15 protein-coding genes and 2 pseudogenes are annotated in these 21,397 nt (G+C 55.2%); 3 read left to right on the top strand and 14 right to left on the bottom strand.

Features of this window, described 5'->3' with window-relative positions; translation table 11 throughout:
* Positions 1 to 13: 13 nt before the first annotated feature.
* The 11 genes from NWF35_RS12150 to NWF35_RS12100 form a co-directional block, all read right to left on the bottom strand.
* Positions 14 to 1,471, bottom strand: coding sequence for a CoA-acylating methylmalonate-semialdehyde dehydrogenase (locus NWF35_RS12150; RefSeq protein WP_435873888.1), 1,458 nt, complete (start codon positions 1,469 to 1,471; stop codon positions 14 to 16).
* Between the two features lie 30 nt (positions 1,472 to 1,501).
* Positions 1,502 to 2,455 (bottom strand): 5-dehydro-2-deoxygluconokinase, encoded by a 954-nt coding sequence (gene iolC, locus NWF35_RS12145; protein WP_301239403.1) that lies wholly within the window; start codon positions 2,453 to 2,455, stop codon positions 1,502 to 1,504.
* On the bottom strand, positions 2,419 to 3,372 hold the full coding sequence (locus NWF35_RS12140; protein WP_301239401.1) for a Cgl0159 family (beta/alpha)8-fold protein: 954 nt from the start codon (positions 3,370 to 3,372) through the stop codon (positions 2,419 to 2,421). The genes iolC and NWF35_RS12140 overlap by 37 nt, the downstream gene beginning before the upstream one ends.
* Before the next feature lie 16 nt (positions 3,373 to 3,388).
* Entirely contained in the window at positions 3,389 to 4,231 is an 843-nt protein-coding gene (gene iolB, locus NWF35_RS12135; protein ID WP_301239399.1) for a 5-deoxy-glucuronate isomerase, read from the bottom strand.
* A 29-nt stretch (positions 4,232 to 4,260) separates the two neighbouring features.
* The gene (gene iolD / locus NWF35_RS12130) at positions 4,261 to 6,123 is read right to left on the bottom strand and encodes a 3D-(3,5/4)-trihydroxycyclohexane-1,2-dione acylhydrolase (decyclizing) (protein ID WP_301239397.1); all 1,863 of its coding nucleotides are present in this window, start codon (positions 6,121 to 6,123) and stop codon (positions 4,261 to 4,263) included.
* A gap of 11 nt (positions 6,124 to 6,134) precedes the next feature.
* Positions 6,135 to 7,139 (bottom strand): LacI family DNA-binding transcriptional regulator, encoded by a 1,005-nt coding sequence (locus tag NWF35_RS12125; RefSeq protein WP_301239396.1) that lies wholly within the window; start codon positions 7,137 to 7,139, stop codon positions 6,135 to 6,137.
* 34 nt (positions 7,140 to 7,173) lie between these two features.
* Positions 7,174 to 8,094 carry a myo-inosose-2 dehydratase gene (gene iolE, locus NWF35_RS12120; protein WP_301239394.1) on the bottom strand — a complete coding sequence of 307 codons (921 nt, stop codon included), beginning with the start codon at positions 8,092 to 8,094 and terminating at the stop codon, positions 7,174 to 7,176.
* A gap of 217 nt (positions 8,095 to 8,311) precedes the next feature.
* Complete coding sequence (iolG, locus tag NWF35_RS12115) at positions 8,312 to 9,334, bottom strand: inositol 2-dehydrogenase (RefSeq protein ID WP_301239392.1); 1,023 nt, start codon at positions 9,332 to 9,334, stop codon at positions 8,312 to 8,314.
* Positions 9,335 to 9,414: 80 nt separating this feature from the next.
* Positions 9,415 to 10,722 carry an extracellular solute-binding protein gene (locus NWF35_RS12110; RefSeq protein WP_301239390.1) on the bottom strand — a complete coding sequence of 436 codons (1,308 nt, stop codon included), beginning with the start codon at positions 10,720 to 10,722 and terminating at the stop codon, positions 9,415 to 9,417.
* 22 nt (positions 10,723 to 10,744) lie between these two features.
* Positions 10,745 to 11,578, bottom strand: a complete 834-nt coding sequence (locus tag NWF35_RS12105; RefSeq protein WP_301239389.1) for a carbohydrate ABC transporter permease — start codon at positions 11,576 to 11,578, stop codon at positions 10,745 to 10,747.
* Positions 11,571 to 12,452 carry a carbohydrate ABC transporter permease gene (locus NWF35_RS12100; protein WP_301239388.1) on the bottom strand — a complete coding sequence of 294 codons (882 nt, stop codon included), beginning with the start codon at positions 12,450 to 12,452 and terminating at the stop codon, positions 11,571 to 11,573. The genes NWF35_RS12105 and NWF35_RS12100 overlap by 8 nt, the downstream gene beginning before the upstream one ends.
* Positions 12,453 to 12,891: 439 nt before the next feature.
* Here NWF35_RS12100 and NWF35_RS12095 point away from each other — a divergent pair, with 439 nt between their 5' ends.
* Positions 12,892 to 14,910 (top strand): sigma-54-dependent Fis family transcriptional regulator, encoded by a 2,019-nt coding sequence (locus NWF35_RS12095; RefSeq protein WP_301239387.1) that lies wholly within the window; start codon positions 12,892 to 12,894, stop codon positions 14,908 to 14,910.
* A 49-nt stretch (positions 14,911 to 14,959) separates the two neighbouring features.
* Here the strand turns inward: NWF35_RS12095 and NWF35_RS12090 are convergent, their stop codons facing one another.
* From NWF35_RS12090 to NWF35_RS12080, 3 genes are read right to left on the bottom strand one after another with little or no spacing between them, the layout of a single operon-like run.
* On the bottom strand, positions 14,960 to 15,460 hold the full coding sequence (locus tag NWF35_RS12090) for an acetone carboxylase subunit gamma (protein ID WP_301239386.1): 501 nt from the start codon (positions 15,458 to 15,460) through the stop codon (positions 14,960 to 14,962).
* Positions 15,461 to 15,475: 15 nt separating this feature from the next.
* The gene (locus tag NWF35_RS12085) at positions 15,476 to 17,779 is read right to left on the bottom strand and encodes a hydantoinase B/oxoprolinase family protein (protein ID WP_301239385.1); all 2,304 of its coding nucleotides are present in this window, start codon (positions 17,777 to 17,779) and stop codon (positions 15,476 to 15,478) included.
* A 23-nt stretch (positions 17,780 to 17,802) separates the two neighbouring features.
* On the bottom strand, positions 17,803 to 19,941 hold the full coding sequence (locus NWF35_RS12080) for a hydantoinase/oxoprolinase family protein (RefSeq protein ID WP_301239416.1): 2,139 nt from the start codon (positions 19,939 to 19,941) through the stop codon (positions 17,803 to 17,805).
* Positions 19,942 to 20,759: 818 nt separating this feature from the next.
* Here NWF35_RS12080 and NWF35_RS16950 point away from each other — a divergent pair.
* Together NWF35_RS16950 and NWF35_RS12070 are read left to right on the top strand one after the other, a co-directional pair.
* A pseudogene (locus NWF35_RS16950) lies at positions 20,760 to 20,899 on the top strand (transposase); the annotation flags it as partial.
* A 4-nt stretch (positions 20,900 to 20,903) separates the two neighbouring features.
* Positions 20,904 to 21,397, top strand: a pseudogene (locus NWF35_RS12070) (RNA-guided endonuclease TnpB family protein); the annotation flags it as partial.

Here is a 21,397-nt window from a genome sequence, read left to right as displayed (position 1 = left end):
CGGGCGTTTCTGTTCACTGATGCCGCTGGGTGATCATTTTCTTGCGGGTATAGAACTCCACCCCGTCGCGGCCATTGGCGTGCAGGTCACCGTAGAAGCTGTTCTTCCACCCGGAGAAGGGGAAGAAGGCCATCGGTGCCGGTACCCCGACGTTAACGCCGAGCATCCCCGCATCGATCTCTTCGCGGAACTGGCGGATCGCTTTGGCACTGTCGGTGAAAATGCAAGCGCCGTTGGCAAACGAAGATTGGTTGGCCACTTCGATCGCTTCATCCAAGGTGTTCACCCGAACCACGGACAGAACGGGGGCAAAGATCTCATCCTGCCAGATCTTCATGCCGGGTTTTACCTCATCGAAAATCGTCGGCCCGATAAAGTAACCGGATTCGTCCACCGCGTCGTTCCGGCCGTCCCGGACCAGTTTGGCTCCTTCCCTTTCACCCGTGACGATGTATTGGACCGTCCGCTCCTTGTGTGCATCGCGGATGACCGGACCGAGGAACACGTCAGGTTCCAGACCGTTACCGATGCGGATTTCATTCGCCGCCTGCACCAGTTGATCCACCAACCGATCAGCGATGTCCCCTACCGCCACGACGACACTGCAAGCCATGCACCGTTCCCCGGCGGAACCGAATGCAGCGTTGATGATGGCTGGCACGGCCTTTTCCAAATCCGCATCTGGCATGACAATCGAGTGGTTTTTGGCCCCCGCCAGGGCCTGCACCCGCTTCCCGTTGGCCGCCGCTGTCCGGTACACGTACTCGGCGACAGGTTGGGAACCGACGAAGGAGATCGCTCGAATGTCCGGATGTTCCAACAACCCGTTCACCACGTCGTGGGCACCGTGAACAACGTTGAGAACACCGTCGGGCAATCCAGCTTCGGCGAACAGCTCGGCGAGACGGTTGGCCGACAGCGGCGTTTTTTCAGAAGGCTTGAGCACAAACGTGTTGCCGCAGGCAATGGCGAGCGGAAACATCCAGCATGGCACCATCATCGGGAAGTTGAACGGGGTGATCCCGCCGACCACGCCAAGCGGATACCGATACATCGCCGATTCGATATCGGTGGCGATTTCGGATAGCGTACTTCCCATCATCAGCGTTGGGGCGCCAACCGCAAACTCGACGCATTCAATGCCTCGTTGCACTTCTCCCAGCGCCTCTTTGTAGCTTTTGCCGTTTTCTTCTGTAATGAGGCGGGCCAACTCTTCCTTGTGCTCCATCAACAGTTGATGGTACTTGAACAGGATGCGGGCACGCACCGGTACCGGCGTTTTCCTCCATGTGCGGAACGCTTCCTTGGCAGCTTCCACTGCTCGGTCCAAATCACTCCTCCCGGACAAGGGGACCTGTGCGAGCGTTTCCCCCGTCGCCGGATTGGGAACCGTTTCAAGGCGCTCCACCTCAGCCTCCACCCACTGTCCGCCGATGAAGTTGCGCAACGTACGCGTTTGCGTTTGGGGCATCATCTGCCAGCTCCTTTCTTTCTCCCCGTTTCAACTGGTTACCTGGTTATGCAGCAACACATTCTCTACTTCTTCCAGGGTCGGCATCGCCTCCGAACAACTGTGACGCCCAACCACGATCGCTCCCGCAGCGCAGGCAAACGCCAACCGGCGATGAACCTCCCATCCCTGCAACAATCCATACACATAAGCGGCACCAAAAGCGTCACCTGCTCCGAGCGTGTTGAGCACCTTCACTGGTACCGGCGGGACTTTCAGACGTTCCTCCCGGCTGAAATACCAAACACCGTCACTCCCGCGCTTGGCTACCACCTCTTTAACTCCCGTCGACAAAATCGTCTCTGCCGCCTGTTCTGGATCGTCGGTTTCCCCAGCAAATGCCAGCTCCGGTTCGTTGGCCAGCACGACGTCTGCCATCCGCAAGGCGAGCCGGTAATAGAGACGTGCTTCCTCCTCGTAATTCCAAAACATCGGTCGCCAGTCGAGATCCAACACATTGACCCCGCCGGAATCCCGATTCGCCTCCAGGGCAGCGAGCGCCGCCTCACGTCCGGCGGGTACAGCCAGTGCCGTGCAAGCGACGACAAGGATCTTCGCCTGATGCAGCTGATTCAGATCCAGATCGTGGATCGACACATTGGCATCGGCACACGGTTTCCGATAAAACAATACTTCGGAGTCCTGCGGTGGTTGGGGCGCCGCGAATGCGAGACCGGTCGGATACACCGGGTCTGTCCGGACCATACCGGTATCCACACCTTCCTGTTGCAAACGTTCCAACAGGAACTGGCCGAACGCGTCCTGCCCCACACGGCTGATCAATCCGACCTTGGCGCCCAGACGGGCCAATCCGACAGCGGTGTTAGCGGCAGACCCACCCAAGTATTTTTGGAATGAACAAACGTCTTTTAGGGGAACCCCGATCTCATTTGCGTACAAGTCAACGATTAACCGTCCCAATGTGTAGACTTCCACTCGTCCCATCGAATCACCTCCCGTGTTTTTACCCCGTGCACGGCGGCAGCCAATTGAGCGGCTACAGCAGCAGGTTCAGATCCGTCTTTTGGGTAGAGGACTCCGCGACCGATCATCAGACCCCTCACGTTTTCCCCGGCACTCATACACCTTTCCACATTGTCGACTAACTCGTCAGGGCCACCCGGATTTTTGCCGCCCAGCAACAAAATCGGACATGTCGTCGCCCGGGCGACACGTTTGAAATCAGGAACCATCGGCAGTTTCAGCCAACGGTGGCAGGAAGTCGGTCCCAGCGCCGAAGCTACACCGACAAGACGCACCATATCATCGGTCGACAACGGTACGGACAACGGCTCCAAAAAGGCTGGCAACGACAGTTCGGCCAAATCGACCAGCGCTTCGAAACAATAGCGCAAGGTGCGGGCAACCTCACGAGATTCCGAGTCTACCCGCAACAGCAACTTCCCTCCGTCCAGGTTCATGCGTTCGATCCACTGTGCAGTGTAGGCCGTGACAAAATCGTCCAGCTCAAATACGGTCTGTGACAAGCCACCGCGGTTCATCGAGCCGATCAACACTTTTTCCGACAGGAAATCCGGCCCACCGGAAGCGACCACCCATTCGTTGAGCAACAGCAGTTCCTCCATTATGTCGGGTGTCGCCAAGATGCCATCCACCCCCGGCTGCATCAGCACCTGGGCACAGCGAATTAAGAGCTCCTCCCGATCGGACATCGCCCAGGGGTCCCCACCGGCAGCTAATTCCCGACGGGCGGGGTGATCGACAGCCAGGATGACCAAGCGATCCCGTTGCCAATCCTTCCTACGTTTTCGCTGTTTCGCCAGCTCCAGCGGCCGTTCCGGCGTTTCCATCCGCGCCTGCAACAACCACTTGCCGATTGAGATGCGTTGTTTGGTCTTCATCGTTTCAACCCCGTTACTACTTCTTTTGCTCCACTCGTCCCATGATATTGCCGTCCCTGGGTGCGATGTGGGCGAAATCGTCATCCAGTCGATAGGCCCATTTCCGGTTGTGTCCCGCCATCACATTGAGATAGTAAGTCCGAAATCCGGGTGGGGCAGCTACGGGATGGTACCCCTTGGGAACCAGCACGACGTCTCCGTCCGTCGGCGTCAGCACTTCATCTATGGTGTTTTTGTCATAGACTCGCTGCCAAGCGTGCCCGTTCGGGGGATCGAATCGGTAGTAATACGTCTCTTCCAGGTAGGCCTCTTCCCCCGGAATCTCCTCGTCGTGCTTGTGCGGAGGGAAACTGGACCAGTTGCCCGCGGGGGTCACCACTTCCACCAGCAGCAACTTGCGGGCGGGGTGGTGCTCATCGAGAATATGCCGGATGTGCCGTTCCGTCACTCCTTCGCCGCGGTGCTCATACGGAATGTCGGACGGAGTGATACGACGGGCTTCGCCTTCCCCTTCTTCGGAAACGGCGGTGGCTACCGCCACCTCTGCCAGCGTCTTGGCCGTAATCTCAATACGGCGATGGGGCGGACTGTAAACTGCCTCCGGTGACTGATCATCGAAAACAGATCGGCGTGACCCCACGTCGGTAAACGTTCGTTCATCCACCGACACATCACAGGTTCCCTCCAGCACAATCACGGCCGTCTCCCGGTTTTCACAGGCAAACGCCACGCGATCCCCCGGTTTCAACCGGTACACTTCAAACCCGGTGTACGTCCATCCGGCGCTGTCCGGTGTGACTTTCACGATTGGCTCCGTACTCGGCGCATTACGGTTCACTTTGGCAATCAGGCGTGTCAAGGTCGTTCCTCCCCCTTTGAACTGTGTGATTACCAAGGCGTTGCATTTTTCAACCGTTCCTCGAAAGCTGCCCGGGCTTGGCGGACACGTTCGCTCGTGGACGTTTCCGCCACGTCGACACGCCACCAGCTCTCATATCCACCAGTTCCCGTCCCCGGCAACACCTTGATGTCGATCAGCGTGCTGACCTGCTCCTCCCGCGCTTGCGCCAACGCCTGACGCAATTCTTCCACCGTGCGGGCCGTGTAAGCTTTCAGCCCCATACTCCGGGCGTGTGCAGCAAAATCGATCGGGAGATAGGGACCCGTCAACTGCCCTGTTTCCGGTGAACGGAACCGGAACTCGTTGCCAAACCCTTCTGATCCGTGACCTTTTTGCAATTGGTGGATACATTGGTACCCGGTGTTGTCCAACAAAAGCACCGTGATTTTCTTTCCTTCCTGCACGGCTGTGATCAGCTCAGAATGAAGCATCAGGTAGCTGCCGTCACCCACCAGTGCGTAGACTTCCCGCTCCGGTTCCGCCAGCTTAGCCCCCCAGGCCCCGGCGATCTCGTAACCCATGCAGGAAAATCCGTACTCCATGTGATACGTCTTGGGCTCGCGACACCGCCACAAACGATGCAGATCGCCCGGTAATCCGCCCGCGGCGGCAACGATGATATCGTCGGAACGTACAAAACGGTTGATCTCACCCAATACCTGTGTCTGCGTCAACCCTTTGTCCGACGCTAGTTCATACAAACGGTCGACTTCGGCATCCCACTCCGATTTAAGCGTGCGGATGTAGTCTGGAGCGTAGTCGGAACGGTATCCCCGCTCCGCTAATGCCTCCCGCAACGAACGCAGCGCTTCCCGTGCATCGGCCAGAATGGCCGTTGCGTTCATCTTGACAGCATCCATGGCGTTCACATTGATGCTCAAAAAGGACGCTTCAGGTGAAAACGCCGTTTTCGATGCGGTGGTAAAATCGCTGAACCGCGTACCGACACCGATGACGAGATCCGCTTCCCGTGCCAGCACATTGGCCGCTTTTGAACCGGTGACGCCCATCCCTCCGACATAGAGAGGATGATCCCAAGGGAGCGCACTTTTGCCCGCTTGCGTCTCTGCCACAGGGATGCCAAACTGTTCGGCGAATTGGGCCAATTCCTGTTGGGCGTCTGCATAATGCACCCCGCCGCCCGCAATGATCAACGGCCGCTTGCTCCACGAGATCAGTTCAACTGCCCGGTTACGCGCCGATACGGAGAGCGGGCGGCGATCGATGACATGAACCCGTTTTTTAAAGAACGATATGGGATAGTCGTATGCCTCCGCCTGCACGTCCTGCGGCAACGCCAGGGTCACAGCCCCCGTTTCCACCGGATCGGTCAGCACCCGCATCGCATTGATGCACGCTTTCATCAGCTGTTCCGGTCGAGTGATCCGATCCCAGTACTTGCTGACCGGTTTAAATGCATCATTGGCGGATACGGTATAATCCGACGGGCATTCGATCTGTTGCAGAACCGGATCGGGTTGCCGAGTGGCGAAAATGTCGCCCGGCAACAGCAGGACCGGAATGCGGTTGACCGTCGCCGTCGCCGCTCCGGTCACCATGTTGAGCGCACCGGGGCCGATTGAGCTGGTGCACGCCCAGATCTGGAGACGGTTTTTCTGTTTGGCATAGGCGATGGCTGCGTGTACCATTCCCTGTTCGTTATGCCCTTGAATGAAGGGGAGAGACGTGTCACCTTGTTCCAACGCCTGACCTATGCCGTTCACATTTCCGTGACCGAAAATGCCCATGACACCCCGGACAAATTTGTACTCCCGCCCGTCGACCTCCACATACTGACTGTCCAAGAATTTGAGCAATGCTTGTGCCATGGTCAGTCGGACCGTTTTCATGCAAACCCTCCTCACCTGTGGATTGGTGGCGGTGCGGTCGATTCGCGGACGATCAATCGGGGCTCCAGTACCTCACGGTTCTTCGGCTGGTTTTCGTTTTCGATGCCGTCCATTAACAGATGCACGGTGCGTCGGCCCAATTCGTAGATCGGCTGAGCCACCGTTGTCAAAGCCGGCGTCACGATCCGGGATAAAATCGTATTGTCATAACCGACAACCGAGAGATCCTCCGGCACACGAATCCCCCGTTCCCGGCACGCTTGCAATACGCCCACTGCCAATTCGTCGTTGGCGGCAAACAAGGCGGTCACCTCATGGCGGGCCAGCATCTCTCCTGCCAGACGGGCGCCTGCTTCAATACCAAATCCCGTCTCTTTGGAGACAAACAATTCAGCATCCGTCCCCTCCGCCGCCTTTTGAAACCCACGAAAGATGTCGTGAGCGGAACCGATGGAGAGCGGCTCCATAATCAGCCCGATTTTCCGGTGACCCAGAGAAAGAAGATGTTCAGCTGCCAATTGTCCGCCGCGGTGGTTATCCACCATCACAGAACCGATCAACGCACCGGGGATTTCACGGGACATCAGCACGATACGAACCCCTTCGTCCATCAGCTCTTCCAACGTTTCCCGCGGTGTCGTACCGGTGGCGATCACCAGACCGTCCATCCGTTTGTGCCGTAGCGTCTTCAGGTAGGACCGTTCCTTTTCCTCTCGGTGATCCGTGCTACAGATCAGCACACTGTATCCCCGTTCAAATGCGGCATCTTCCGCACCGCGGGCCACTTCGGCAAAAAAGGGGTTGTTGATGTCCGGCAGTAAAAACCCGATCGTATACGTGTTTTTGCCCGCCAGAGCAGAGGCAATCGCGCTTTTCTCGTACCCCAGCTCTTCGATGGCATTGAGCACCTTTTTCCGCGTTGCTTCACTGATTCGCCCCGTATTGTTGAGTACCTTGGAAACTGTCGCGATCGACACACCCGTCGCTTTAGCAATGTCGTAAATCGTCGCCTTCATGTACTGTTCCTCCTGTTACAATCCGTTGCTGTGACTATTGTTTCTCGCTCACTTCCGCCACCCCTTCCATCCATTGTTGAATCAACGCTTTGGCTTTCCGTGCGTAAACCACCGGATCCGCCTTGACCGGGTCCTGCTCCGCCTCCAAAATCATCCAACCCTGATAGCCGTGTTTGCGGAGCACGTCAAATACCGTGCCGAAGTCAATGCATCCATCTCCTGGTACCGTAAACATCCCCATCCGAACGCCATCCAGGAAGGAATGTCCCTCCTTACGCACCACATGTAGCACTTCAGGCCGCACATCTTTTAGATGCAGGTAGCCTACTCGGGAGATATGCTTTTCGATCACCTGTACGGGATCGCCGCCGCCGGCCCTGATGTGTCCCGTATCCGCCAACAGCCATACTACCTCCGGATCGGTCAGGGCCATCAGTCGGTCGATCTCCTCAGGAGTTTCCACATTGGTCCCGAAATGCGGATGATACACCAACCGCACCCCGTGCCGTCGGGCATATTCCCCCGCACGATTCAATCCCGCCGCCACCCGCATCCACGCCTCGTCATCCCATTTCTCCACTTGACGGCGATGGCCACGGGCGTCCCAGTGCAAACTGCCTCCGCCCTCACATACGACTGCGTGCTGGGCACCCATTTGTTTGAGAAATTGCACGTGAACCTGAAACTCCGCCAGTTCCTGCTCCGGGTCACTTGAAGTGCTGAACTGCACCGTTTTCCACGCCCCCGTCAACACCAGCCCGTATCGAGCCAAAAGCGCTTTCAAACGGCCAGGATCCCGCGGATACTTCCGTCCCATTTCCGTTCCCGAAAAACCGAGCGAACGCATGTCGGACAACACCGTTTCCAGCTCATAAAAATCGCCCAGGTCGTTCATATCATCGTTAATCCAGTTGATCGGTGAAATGCCCAGCCGCACATTGTACCACGTTGCCATACCGCACCTCCCTCTAGGGTTTATGAATCCCTGTTGTCCGGTAAATCAATGGATCAAACCCACTTTCTCCGGCAACCCTTTCCCCGTCTCGTTCCCCACATGGTGAAGTCACTCCCTGGGGAAAGGGTTCTCTCCTTTCACCATTAGTCAGCAGGTGCCCCAGCTGGCACTCCATGTTCACTCGCTTCTTTTGGACCAACCAATGTCCCAACACACCTTATGCCGTCACCGAAACCGCTTCCACTGAAACGGACCGTTTCTCCCGATACGACCGGTCAGCTGCAACGGCGATGGCCTGCGCCGCCAATGCGTCGCGCACACTGACTGCCGGTGTTCCGCCCTCTCGGACCCGCTCAATGAAGGAGACCATCTCCGCCAGATACGCCATCTCGAACCGCTCCAAAAATCCCGGCTCGATCTCGTAGGTGCCGGAACCCGGCTTCCACACCTGCACCCGTGGATGGCGCTGAACCCCGGAAATGATCAGGCTCCCTTCCGTTCCGATGATTTCAGTGCGGATGTCGTAACCGTAGAAGGAGTTACGGGTGGATTCGATGTCTCCTGCGGCACCGTCCTCAAACCGAAGATAGGTGACCGCCGTATCAACATCATCGTATTTCTCCATTTCTTTCGAGTGGACGATGCTTCCCATCGCCGTCACTTCAGTCACTTCCCGTTCCATCAGAAAACGGGCCAGATCGTAATCGTGGATGGTCATGTCGACGAAGATCCCGCCGCTTCGCGGAATGTAGCTTTCCGGGGGCGCTTGCGGATCACGGCTGACCGCCTTGAAGTAGAGCGGGCGACCGATGTCACCAGCGGCAATCCGCCGTTTCGCTTCCTGATATGCGGGATCAAACCGGCGCATGAACCCAACTTCGCAATATACGCCCGCTTTCTCCACCGCCTCTACGATGGCACGTGATTCTTCCATATCCAGGCTGAGCGGCTTTTCAATGAAAAGCGCTTTCCCTGCTTCGGCCGCCTTTTTGGCCAACGGTGCATGCATGTCCGTGGAAGTGACGATCACCACTGCATCGATGTCCGCACGCTGTATCACTGCCTCAGCGTCCGTCGTCCACTCGGGCACACCCAATTCCCGCGCTGTTTTCTCCGCCGATTCAGGCAATACGTCCGCTACCGCGACCAATGATGCCCCTTTCACGTTTTTCGCCAAGTTGTAAGCATGGCGTGAACCGAGACGTCCCAATCCCACCACCGCACAGCGAACATCGCCCATCGATTTGCATCCTCCTTTGGTTAAGCGCTTACCCTCATTGTATGAGATGATTCTGATAAAATCAATTATTTTTAACAGGGTTATTTTTTCACATACCCATGCAACCGCATGTAATGGTCAATCTGCTCACACGCATTTCGAAGCGCCTGCTGGGGGGTAATCTCTCCCAATTCCGCCCGGACCACTTCATTACCGAAAATCTGCTCCACCATCGGCCAGGCGGGTGTCCGCGGCCGCATCCGCCCTTTTTCCAGGGAATCGTAAAACGCGGCGTAGTAGGGCCACTTTTTCAGCAACTGGGAATCAAGCAGCACATCGGTACGGGTCGGTACGGCCACACCGGAACTGCCGTAGCGCTTCTGTTGTTGTTTGTCAGCCAGCCACCGGATAAAGCGGTACGCTTCTTGTGCATGAGGTGCGTTTTTAGGAATTCCTACCGACCAGACACCCACTTCAGGCGCCTGCAACACTGAACCATCCGGTTGTTTCACACCCGGTACCGTGACAAACCCGATTTTGGAGCGGTCCATCTGGTTGGCCCAGCCGCTCGGCCACATGATCGCGGCAGCAGCCTTTCCTTTGGCCATGTAATTACCCACCGCGTCCGAACCGAACGAAGCTGATCCCGGGGGCGCATACGTGCGGAACAACTTCACCCAGTGCGTCAATGCCCGCAACGCTTCGGGCGAATCCAGGGCACACGTCCAGTCGTCATTGAAATACTTGCCGCCGTATGCGAGTAACATCGGATAGAAGTCGGTCACCGCCGAGTTGCCGCTTCCGCTTCGCATTACCCAACCGTATTTGCCGCCGCCCGTTGTCTTTTCTGCTAACCGAAACACATCGTCCCACGTCCAACGATCCGGCTGGATGCCGTATTTCTTTGCCCAATCCTTGCGGTAGACGAACATCGTCACGTTGCCCGTCACCGGCAATCCATAAATCCCGGGCTTCATCTGCGCCCCTTTGGGTACAGGGTATCCCCTGGGTGGCGGCCACTGCACGACTTGCAGCGCCCCCTTCACAAAGCCCTCGGGCCGATAGCCGAAGTCGGACAGGTTATGGAGATACCCGCCCCCCGCAAACGTGGGTACCCACGGATCGTCCATGAAAATGACGTCGTAAATCCCGTTTTTGCCGTAAATGGATTGGAGCTCTTTGGTGTACAGGGCGTCGTACGAAAATTTGACGAAACGGATTTTGACACCGGTCTGTTTTTCATACAGTGGAGCCAGTTCTTCCAGCACCGACGATTCCGGACCTGCAAACGCAGCCACTTGGACGATGGTAGGTTTCGCGTTCCGCGCCTCCGCCAGGATTTGTCCACACCCCGTCAGCAATGCGCACAGACAGACCACGGCAACCACACGCCACCATCGGATACGCATATCCCTTTTCCCTCCTTCGCATTCATTTGACCGCACCCGCCGTCATCCCACGAACGATGTATTTTTGGATGAACAGCGTAAACACCAGCACGGGAACGATCGCCAGCGATCCGGCGGCGGCCATCTCCGACCACATCGTCTGGTACTGCGTAATGAAACCGACGATGCCTACCGGCAGTGTCATCGCCTGCATATCGGAGCTGAGAAATAGACCGAACACCAGATCATTCCACGTCATTACCATCGCCAAAATGGCCACCGAAGCAATTCCCGGAGCGGCCAGCGGCAACGCGACAGAGAAGAAGACGCGCCAACGGGACGCCCCGTCCACCATCGCCGCTTCATCCAACGCTTTCGGGATTTCACGGAAAAAAGAGGTCATCATCCAAATGACAAACGGCAAATTGACCAACGTGTACGCCAGGATCAGCCCCGTCCGCGTATTGTACAGCCCGATCGACTGAAAGATCTGGTACAACGGGATGATAAAGACAATCGGCATCATCATACGAATAGACAGCACCACCAACCAGATCACCGTGACCAGACCACGAGGAAACCGGAACCGCGAAAGCCCGTATGCCGCCATCACACCGACGATGAGCGACAGCAAGGTGGAACCGAAGGCAACCGTCACGCTGTTGGCGAAATACCCGGCATAATGGTGCAGAACAAACGAAAAGGAAGCCAATGTCCACTCTTTCGGCCACAATGTTGGGGGGAACGAGAGAATCTCGGTGTTCGGCTTGAGCGCCGTTGTTACCAGCCAGTAGATGGGGACGAGCGTCCACATCAGGGCCAATGCCAATACGAAACCGTGCCACTTGCGGCCACCGAAACCCACTGCACTACGCACGGTAACCCACCTTCCCAACGAAATAGTAACCACCGACGAGCAACAGCATAATGACATACACCAAGAACAATTCCGCCGACGCCACGCCGAAATCCAGGTTACTGAACGCAGTCTTGGATAGCTGGATGCTGACGAACGTGGTCGCATCACCAGGACCGCCTTGTGTCATTGCATACACCTGATCGAAAATGCGCAACGCATCGATAGTGCGCAAACTGACGGCCACAAGCAACGCGGGCTTGAGCAGGGGTAACGTCACATGCCAAAATGTCTGCCACTGGGTGGCCCCATCCACCTTGGCCGCCTCAAACGGCTCGTCAGAAAGCGCTTCCAAACCTGCAAACACAATAACAAAGACAAACGGGACCCACATCCAGATGTCCATAAGAATCACACTGGCCATCGCCCCTATGCCGTTGCCCAACCAATCCACCGGCTGCAAATGGACCAGGGAAAACAGGTAATCGGCCAAACCAGCCTGCGGCATCAGAATCAGACGCCAAATGATCCCTGTCACCGTCGGCATTATCACAAACGGCAGAATGATTACAGCCCTGGCCACCCCCAACCACTTAGGGGGCACATACGACTCGAGATCACGAAACACCAGCGCCAAACCAACTCCCAACGCCAACTCGATCGGTATGGCAATCACCGCGTATCCTAATGTGATCCCGACGGAATGAAGAAACAACGGATCTTCCATTGCATATTGCCAGTTAAGCAACCCCGCAGGTGACGCCGGTTTGCCGAAGAGGTAGGTGGTAAAGCTGGTCCCGAATGCGTACAAGATCGGGTACGCCATCAACCCAGCAATCACAATCAATGCGGGAAGGACAAACACCCATTTCAGCAGACGATCCTCTTTGCTCACGAAGACCCCCTCCATAGGGAAAGCGCTTTCCCTAAGTGTTTGACTATTATATTAAGTAATAATATTCGATTAGTCAAGTCGTATCTTTCTTGGAAAAATTGCAATAATCATCTGCAAAAAGTGCCCCAACGACGCTGAAGATTTCATGTGGATCCCATCCGAACCCTGTACCAAATTCCGTTCCATTACATCAAAACCTCTGAATTTGTCCACCTATATGTTTGAACGCATGAACATGCTCATGATCGTGGTGTAAAAAGGTAATGGATCATGTTCAGAGGATTCTATGTCGCGGTGTATCGCTCAATTGGTTGTAAATAATCTATATCTTTTGTATAGTTAAAATTGATATGCAACAATGGATTTGCTTCCATATATTCCAGTGATCGTACAGGGTCCCTTCGCCAAAAATCACGTTTCCGTGGGAGGGGGGATGACCATGTCCCAAAGGCATTTGGCTCTTACGTTCTCTTATGAAATTGCCGATAAACGGCGAGAATTGTCGCGGCAATGGAATGGTTTTCTCGTGGAGCGTCAGATACCTTGTGCCGTTCGACCCGTGGTACAAAACTCATGGAAGCGATGTATGGAGTCCGGTGTGGATCCCACACGGAGGCAAACAACGGTGCTGTTAAGTGACGAGGACGTACAAAAGCTGATCGCCAATTTCCGTTTGTATCAACTGGCCCTCCCCATTTTGGAACGGCTGGCAAAACAGACGGAAGGGACGGGCCATCTCCTAACCCTGTGCAACCACGATGGATTCATTTTGTACCTGCGCGGTGAACAGTCGATTTTGCGTAGGGCGGAAAAAATGAATTTTGTCGTTGGTTCGCAGTGGAGCGAAGAGACGATTGGAACCAACGCAATCGGAACATGCCTGGAAACTGGACAGCCCGTACAAATTTTTGCGTCCGAACACTTTTGCGAGGGAGTTCATGACTGGACGTGTTCCTCCGCCCCGATTTTTGATCCGATCACCCAGAATATCCTCGGGGTCGTCGACCTTACCGGCCCCTGGGACTATGCACAACCCCACAGTCTCGGCATGGTAGTAGCCGCATCCCAGTTGATTCAGCAACGGTTGAATGAGGAAGCCACTCGCCACCGATATCGGTTAATTGAACGATTTTGGGAAGCCCGTGAACGCTATCCAGAAGATGGTGTTGTGGTGCTGGATCTGTCTTTCCAGGTGGTTCAGGCCAATTCCCCTGCTCGGCACTGGCTGACGAACAACGAAGGCTACTTGCCCCAACTGCTCTACCAGTTTTTGACCGATCACCGATCCAACGCAGATGCGCAAAAATGTAAGCCGTTGCAAATCCAAACGCCGGACGCAATCGTCATTGAGGAGGTTTTCCACGGGGACGCGCGCATTGGTTTTCTCTGTATCATCCGCAATAAGCCTGCCGCCAACCGATCAAAGTCTTTGAAGCGTTCCAACGCTTCGTGGAAAGACCTCGTCGGTCATTCTCCGGCCATTGTACACGCAATGACCAAATGCGAAATGGTGGCGGATACTGATGTCCCCGTGCTGCTTCTCGGCGAGAGCGGAACAGGAAAAGAACGGTTTGCCCGCGCGATTCACGCATCGAGTCGCCGTCGCAATAAGCCGTTCATTGCCATCAACTGTGGGGCCATCCCCAAAGAACTGATCGCCGCGGAGCTGTTCGGATATGAGCCAGGAACATTTACCGGGGGCTTGAAACAAGGAAAAAAGGGCAAATTTGAGGAAGCGGACGGTGGTACACTGTTTCTCGACGAAATCGGGGAGATGCCCCTGGAATTTCAAGTTCACCTGCTTCGGGTCCTACAGGAGAAGGAAATTCTGCGCTTAGGCGGTCACCGCCCCACCAAGGTCGACGTACGGATCATCGCCGCCACCCACCGCGACTTGGACAAAATGGTTCAAGAGAAACGCTTTCGAGCCGACTTGTTTTACCGCCTGCACGTGGTCAGCATCGCCATTCCACCGCTGCGGGACAGACGCGACGACATTCCACTGTTACTCGATCACTTCGTCAGGCGATTCGCAGACAAGTACAACCGACCCATTCCGAAAATCGATCCTGATTTAAAGGCATTTCTCGTTCACCGGTACGACTGGCCCGGAAACGTTCGTGAGCTAGAAAACGCCGTCGAGCATGCCATGCTCTTCTGTACAGGTGATAAGATCGACTCGGCCCACTTCCCTCCGGCCATTGGGAACGCGTACCTCTCTGACACACAGCAGCAAACCTGTACACTGTTGACGGTCGATTCCAAGAACGAACTGACTTGTACCAGTGACGACAGTCCATCCGGAGAACGGGAGCGATTGATGCAAATACTGTCGGAAACGAACGGGAACTTGTCGGAGGCCGCCCGTCGCCTCGGTATCGCCCGAACCACGTTATACCGCAGACTTAAAAAACTAGGAATTAAAAAGAGGGCCATCATCCGCGCTGGAAACCCATAACTTGAAGTAATACTTAAGCCCCGCCACTACCGGCGGGGCTTGGTATGTCTTATGGCTGAGGAACAGGACGACCCAGCCATTGTTCGTAAAACGCATCGATGTCAGGTTCATAGTCGTGAATGACAGGATACCATGGAGTGACGGCTTCCACCTCCAGCTGCGTAGCGCAGGTGGGGCAATAATATTCGCGGATGACTTGCCACTGCGGATCGGGCGCCAGCAGCTTAGGATACAGCTCAGTCATCTTTTGTTCGTCGTCACGCACATACACAAGGGCATTCAGCTTCCAGTTCTGTCGGTAATCGCCGAACTCGTGCCCGCAATCGCACTTGATTACACGAGAACCGTCTTTTTTCAGCACCACGTACAAGTGCTCCCCGTACGGAAGCAAGATCTTATCATCCCACGGCACACGTTCCTGCAAAATGCTCACATAGGTGTCAAACCGGCCGGGATCCTTGAAGGACGACAGCATCTCCTTCAATTTCGGGAAACTGATAGTTCCGTCGATCAGCTCTTCAATCGTCCGGCGATCATATTCCTGCGCCATGTCCGTTTCCCCCTATTAAATGCTTTCAGTGAGTTTCATCTTGGCCCCGAACGTGGGTACTTCCAACTCCTCTTCCGACACAACCCAGCTTTCCGGCAGGTTCCAGAACGAACGGAATTCTTTCAAGAACTTCTCGCTCAAGGAAAAGCTTGAAGCGTACATGTGCCGAACCTGCACAGAAGCTTCCTTGCGTAGAATGCGCTCGCGTTCTTCCTTCATCCACTCACGGGTCGGCTTACCTCTCTTGAGCCGTTCCTGCCGGATTTGCTTACGCCGTTCCTCGGTCTTTACCGGGTCAACGTGATATTGCCCCTTTTCGTCGCGGGTAAACACAGCTCCGTACACTTTTTCAGCGTACTCCGGCAAGAGGTACCCACCGTTGAGGTCTGCTTCGATGTGCTCCGGCTTGCGTTCCAGCGGATCGCCGAAACCAGGACCACCACGCAGGTAATTGAGGTACAGGTCGTAGTTGTCAAAAATCGCTTCCGTGGTGATGGACTGCTTGTCACGCTTGATGACCTTCGCGTTCAACATCTTTTCGTACTGGGGATCGTCCGGATTCGGGTCACCACCTTGCGGGAACGGCAACCGTTTTTCGAAGCGCTCCTTCAGGTCGGTTCCATGTGCTTCGAAGCGATACCCTGCTGCTGCTGGATAACCGCCCATCAGTCCACAGTCGCTCGACATGTACCCGTTACCCATGAAGAACATTGTCCAGTCCTTGGCGTTCCACACCATGCGCAGGGTTTCATAGCCACAGCCGCCGCGGTACTTTCCATACCCGCCGGTGTTGGGCTTGATTGACCGGCCAAGGTACAACAGCGGCTCGGCCAGCTCCCAGATTTCCATATCTCCCATGTCGCCTTCAGGATTCCAGATCGCCGCTGCATGATCCAGTCCGTCCCGCACAGCCGAGGCGCCGGTACCCTCGGCAGCCGCCTCAAAGCTATTCACGGCGTGAATGGTGTTATACTGGTTAAACCCGCCGCCTTGCAGCCAGTTACTTGTGTTGGCGTTTCCGGCGTTTACTTCTTCCAAATAACCGCGGCTGAAGTAGGCCCGACTGAGTCCCCGCCACAGGGGGCTCCACGCGGAGACGAGGAAATGCCACGCATAACTGTGCGCCGTGCGGATGTCGTCGGGATTCATCCAGCCCCCCTTGGGCAGCACGAAATTGGTGGCATAGACCGCACCGTCGTTCACGCGGTCGTTCGGGATCAGCGTTTGGGTCATCATAACCCATATACCACTGGTGAACGCAATGGGTTGTGCATTGTAGCTGTGCCAGCCCCAGCGGCTTGCGCCATCGAAACTGAGCTCCCAGCGGCCGTCAGGGTGAATGGTGATTTCCGATGGCGCATGCATGATCGTGTCGATCTTGGCATAGGGCGGGACATCCACATCGGAATGCCGATACGGGACATCAACAAACCCCACTTGGCGATACTTGCCGGGGACTGTCATCGCTTTCAGGCGGTTGATGAGCCCACGACGCCCTTCTTCGATGATCTCTCGAATAAATTGCTTGTAAGTATCAATTCCTTCTTCGGCGATGATGCCCAGCACCAGATCGCGGATCATGTGGCAACCGGCCACGCGCGTCCGCTCATCGAGCAGCCAATACTTCGTCGTGCGTATCGAACGCTGGCTTTCGATCAACCAATCGCGTGACAGCTCATCGTTTTGACCAATCTTGCGGCAGGCCACCTGGTAGCCGTCGTCATAGCGGGTCACCGGCCCCACGCACATGCTTCCGGGAGCTGTGGCACCGGTGTCGATAACGTGAGTGACACCACCGACCCAGCCGACGAGTTCCCCTTTCCAGAATATTGGAACAATAGTATGGACGTCGCAGGGATGGACGTTGCCCACTTGACAGTCGTTGTTGCAGAAGATATCCCCCGGTTCAATCCCTGGGTTGTCCTCGTAGTCGTTTTCAATCATGAACTTGATCGCCGAACCCATCGTTCCCACGTGAATAATGATCCCAGTTGACGTGACCACCGAATCGCCTTCCGGAGTGTAAAGGGTGAAGCACAGCTCACCTTCTTGTTCCACAATGGGGGAAGCAGCCACACGTTTGGCCGTCTCCCGGGCATGAACAACCCCACCGCGGAGCTTGGCAAAAATCTTCTCAAAGCGAATTGGATCCGACTCTTTGAACGGCAGCTCCTTCAAACCAGCGTAATACCCGGTCTTTTTCGTCATTTCGTCGATTTCGCGGCGCATCTCTTTCAAGGTCTTGCCGTTCCATCCGATGGGCCGCGTTTGTTTGGCCTGCACCTGTTTGGCAACCAAATCGCTCTCGCGAATCGCCATGACACATTCCCTCCTTTGAAAGGTTAACGGGACACTTCCCGCAGATGGAAAATACGGTGCTTATCGAGATATGTTTCAAACCCGAAGGGCACGACAAACGTGGTCGCAGGTGACTCAATGATCGAGAAGCTCTTGATGCGATTGCCCGCCTTGAGAGCTTCCATCTCCCAGATATCGGCCTCAACCCACTCGCCATTCCAGTATACCTGCCTTTTGCCAAGGTAGGCGTCTTTCGGCGGCTCTTCCCCGACCAGCGGTTCTTCCGGGATCTTCGGCTTCGGTACGTCAACGACACCGCGGACGATGGCACCCGTAACGGTGTACCCCAATTCCGGTGAACGGGCCGCTTTGGCATATACTCGCGCGTACGTTTCTTCGAACGCACCCACGAGCGCATCCCAGTGGTCCGCCGTTGCCGCAAGCATCAGGGGTGATTCAATTTCCAGGTCGTTGAGCTGACCCTGATACTGCATGCGGAAGAACAGGCGAAAACGGACCCCATCGCGTGAAAAGCCGTTCTTGACGAACTCTTCCGTCACTTTTTCCTGCAGTTCGCTCCATGCCCGCTGCAGTACACCGGCTGCTTCGGTCTTCTGCTCATCTGTCGCCCCATCGGGGACGTTGATGTCCAAGGTCATATCGTACCGGTACTCGAAATCGGCTGCTCCACAGCCGAACGCGGAAAAACCAGCCGCCCACGCAGGCACCAAGACGTCCTCAAAGCCCAGTCCTTTGACGTAGCCGGCAGTGTGCAGCGGCCCCCCGCCACCGTAGGAGAAACAGACAAACTGTGTTGGTGAATAGCCCTTGCCCATGATCATCGATTCCAAATAGTTACGCAGCTGCGACTCGAGCAGCTCGATGACGCCGAAGGCCGCGTCTTCCACCGACAAACCGAGCGGTTCGGCCAGCTGGGTTTTGACGGCCTCGTACGCCCGCTCCCGGTCCAGCTTGACCTGGCCACCGAGGAAATTGTCAGGATTGATGAGGCCTAGCACCACGTGGCAGTCAGACACGGTGATTGTGTCGAGACCTCCATCCGGATTGCAAACGCCCACCCGGTACCCGGCGCTATCGGGGCCAAGAACGATCGACTTCGTGTAGGGATCAACACGGACGAAGCTGCCGGTGCCTGCACCAATGGAGTCCATCGACACCAACGGTAGTGACAGTACCAAACGGGCCATATCCGGACTGGTGTTGATGGTGAAATCCCCTTGGGTGATCATGGCCACATCAAAACTGGTTCCACCAATGTCGGAACAGGCAATATTGGAGATGCCCAGATGCTCGCCCAAATATTTGGCGCCAACCACACCACCGATCGGGCCGGACACCAACGTGCGGGCTAGCTCGTTGGCGCGAAAGCTGATCGTTCCACCGTGGCTGGCCATGACGCGGATGTCAAACTTCTTTCCTTTTTCGCGGAGGCTCTGGTTGACCTTCTCAAGCGTTTGACGCGAAGGGTCTGCGGCGTACGCCTCCAGGATGGTCGTGTTCGTCCGATGGGACTCTTTGCGCACCGGATAGTAATCCACTGACGCGAACACCGGGATATCCTTCCCCAACTTTTGAAGCGTCTCGCGGGCGATGTCGCGCACGCGCCGCTCATGCACCGGATTCTTGTACGAATGTAACAGGCTGATGACAATGGCCTCCACACCTTCTTCGACCAATTCCCGCACGATCGGCTCCACTTCGTGTTCATAAAGCGGTATGACAACGTTCCCAAACATGTCGATCCGTTCCGTCACGCCACGTGTCCATTCGCGGGGCACCAGCGGCGGATCGTACTTATGTGTGTTGAGATGAAGCCGATCCGAATACGAGTAACCGAGGTACGACTGCACGGCGCGCCCCATTCGGTGGAAGTCCTCCATGCCCTTGTTCACAATCAGCCCGACTTTACGCCCTTTACGGGACACGAGTCGGTTCAGCATGGCGGTACCGGAATAGACCCCCGTCAGCAACTGCGGAAACGCCTCTTCCACTGTCATGTCCCAGTACAAGAGAGCGTCCTCAGAGGAATTCAAGAGACCGACCGACTCGTCTTCCGGAGTCGTTTGCGCCTTCCCGACGACAAACTCCCCCCGGTCATCAATGATAAACGTGTCGGTCATCGTTCCGCCGGCATCAATGGCTAGGATTTGCGGTTTGCGCATGGACACAGACCATCACTCCCCTCCAAATTCACCATCGGTTTGAATAATCATCACGCCTTCCCGAAGGGAAAACGTTTCACCCATTATCTAAGCAAACCACGTGCCAACGATTACTTGGAAGCGAACGCGCCCATCCCGCAAAAAATCGAGAGGGTGTGTGTAACACTTGTCCGCGTCAGCGCTACAGGTGTCGCGCAACAGATGTTTCTCCGTCAAGATCTGACCCGAATCCACCATTTCCCTTAATCAAGGCAGATCCTCTGTATTGCCGCAGAAACATGATTCTATGAAAATAGAATTGATGATGTTTCCCGGACGGTGAACCACATGAGATACTACGAAATGCAACCGATACCACCGCTTCGCCCGTTCATTGCTGTATTTGGTAGAGGACGTACGATCACTCGAAAACCATGAGAACCCCTTACCCCACGGATTTTTCATCGGACCTTTGACATGATGCACCAGTTTATACATCCTCGGTCAGCTGCGTTTGTTCGGCATTCGATTTTCTCCTTGGAGATTCTCTTCAATTTTCAACATTCCGATGACGGTTTTACAGAGAAAGTCGCCTGAAATCCCACGGATTCAATCGTGGGATGAAAGACGGCGTTGCTCGCTGCCCTCTGAAAAGGGTACTTAGAACAACATTTTTTGTTTTTAGTTGTTGCAGTATTAATAAAATACTGATACAACTAAAACCATGGGACAAGCATACAGAAGTACGGAGGTATCTCTGATTCACTACCAATTTGTTTTCTGCCCACGTTATCGCAGAAAAGTGTTGTGAAACCAAGTGGAAAAGCGATTCATTCAAAAAGGGGGTAACTTCTGGAAAACTGAGGCAAGAATTCAATCACTTTTGCCGAGCTTGTGGACGCGCTCATTCTTGTTAGTACAGCTGGAAACGTTTCAAGCGATCCAGCGATATGTGGAAGAACAAAAGAAAAGGAGGTGAATGGATGCCCACCCTCACACTCAAGCTGGAACTGTATCAACCAACCAAATTCAAACAGGCCATGTATGAACGGATGACGCAGATCAACACGGAGTTTGCAAACTGGCTCTTGCTTCATCCCGACGTGAACAAGGCGACCAGCAAGATTTTCAAGGAGTTTTCTGACGAGAAGTTCCCGTCTGCAATCATTAACCAAACGATCCGGGATGTGAGATCGCAGAAGAAACACCAACAAGCTCGGATATTCAGGAAGATGTGGTGTTCGTTCAACAATCAGAACCTGAAAGTCGAGAAAAATGGTGACTTCTACATGGTATCGTTCCTATGCTGGAGAAGCGCATCGGTATGCCGGTTGTGGCTCGATCGTATCAGCAACAATGGCTGGATCGGATCATCAACGGAATAGCCAAACAAGGAACGGCGAAGCTCTACAAAAAGAAGCGCAAATGGTACATTGCCTTGCCGATCACGTTTGAGGTGGAAGCCAGCCAAGGCGAA

Source organism: Polycladomyces subterraneus (assembly GCF_030433435.1).
Taxonomy (GTDB): Bacteria; Bacillota; Bacilli; order Thermoactinomycetales; family JIR-001; genus Polycladomyces; species Polycladomyces subterraneus.
This window is presented reverse-complemented; position numbering and strand designations above follow the sequence as displayed.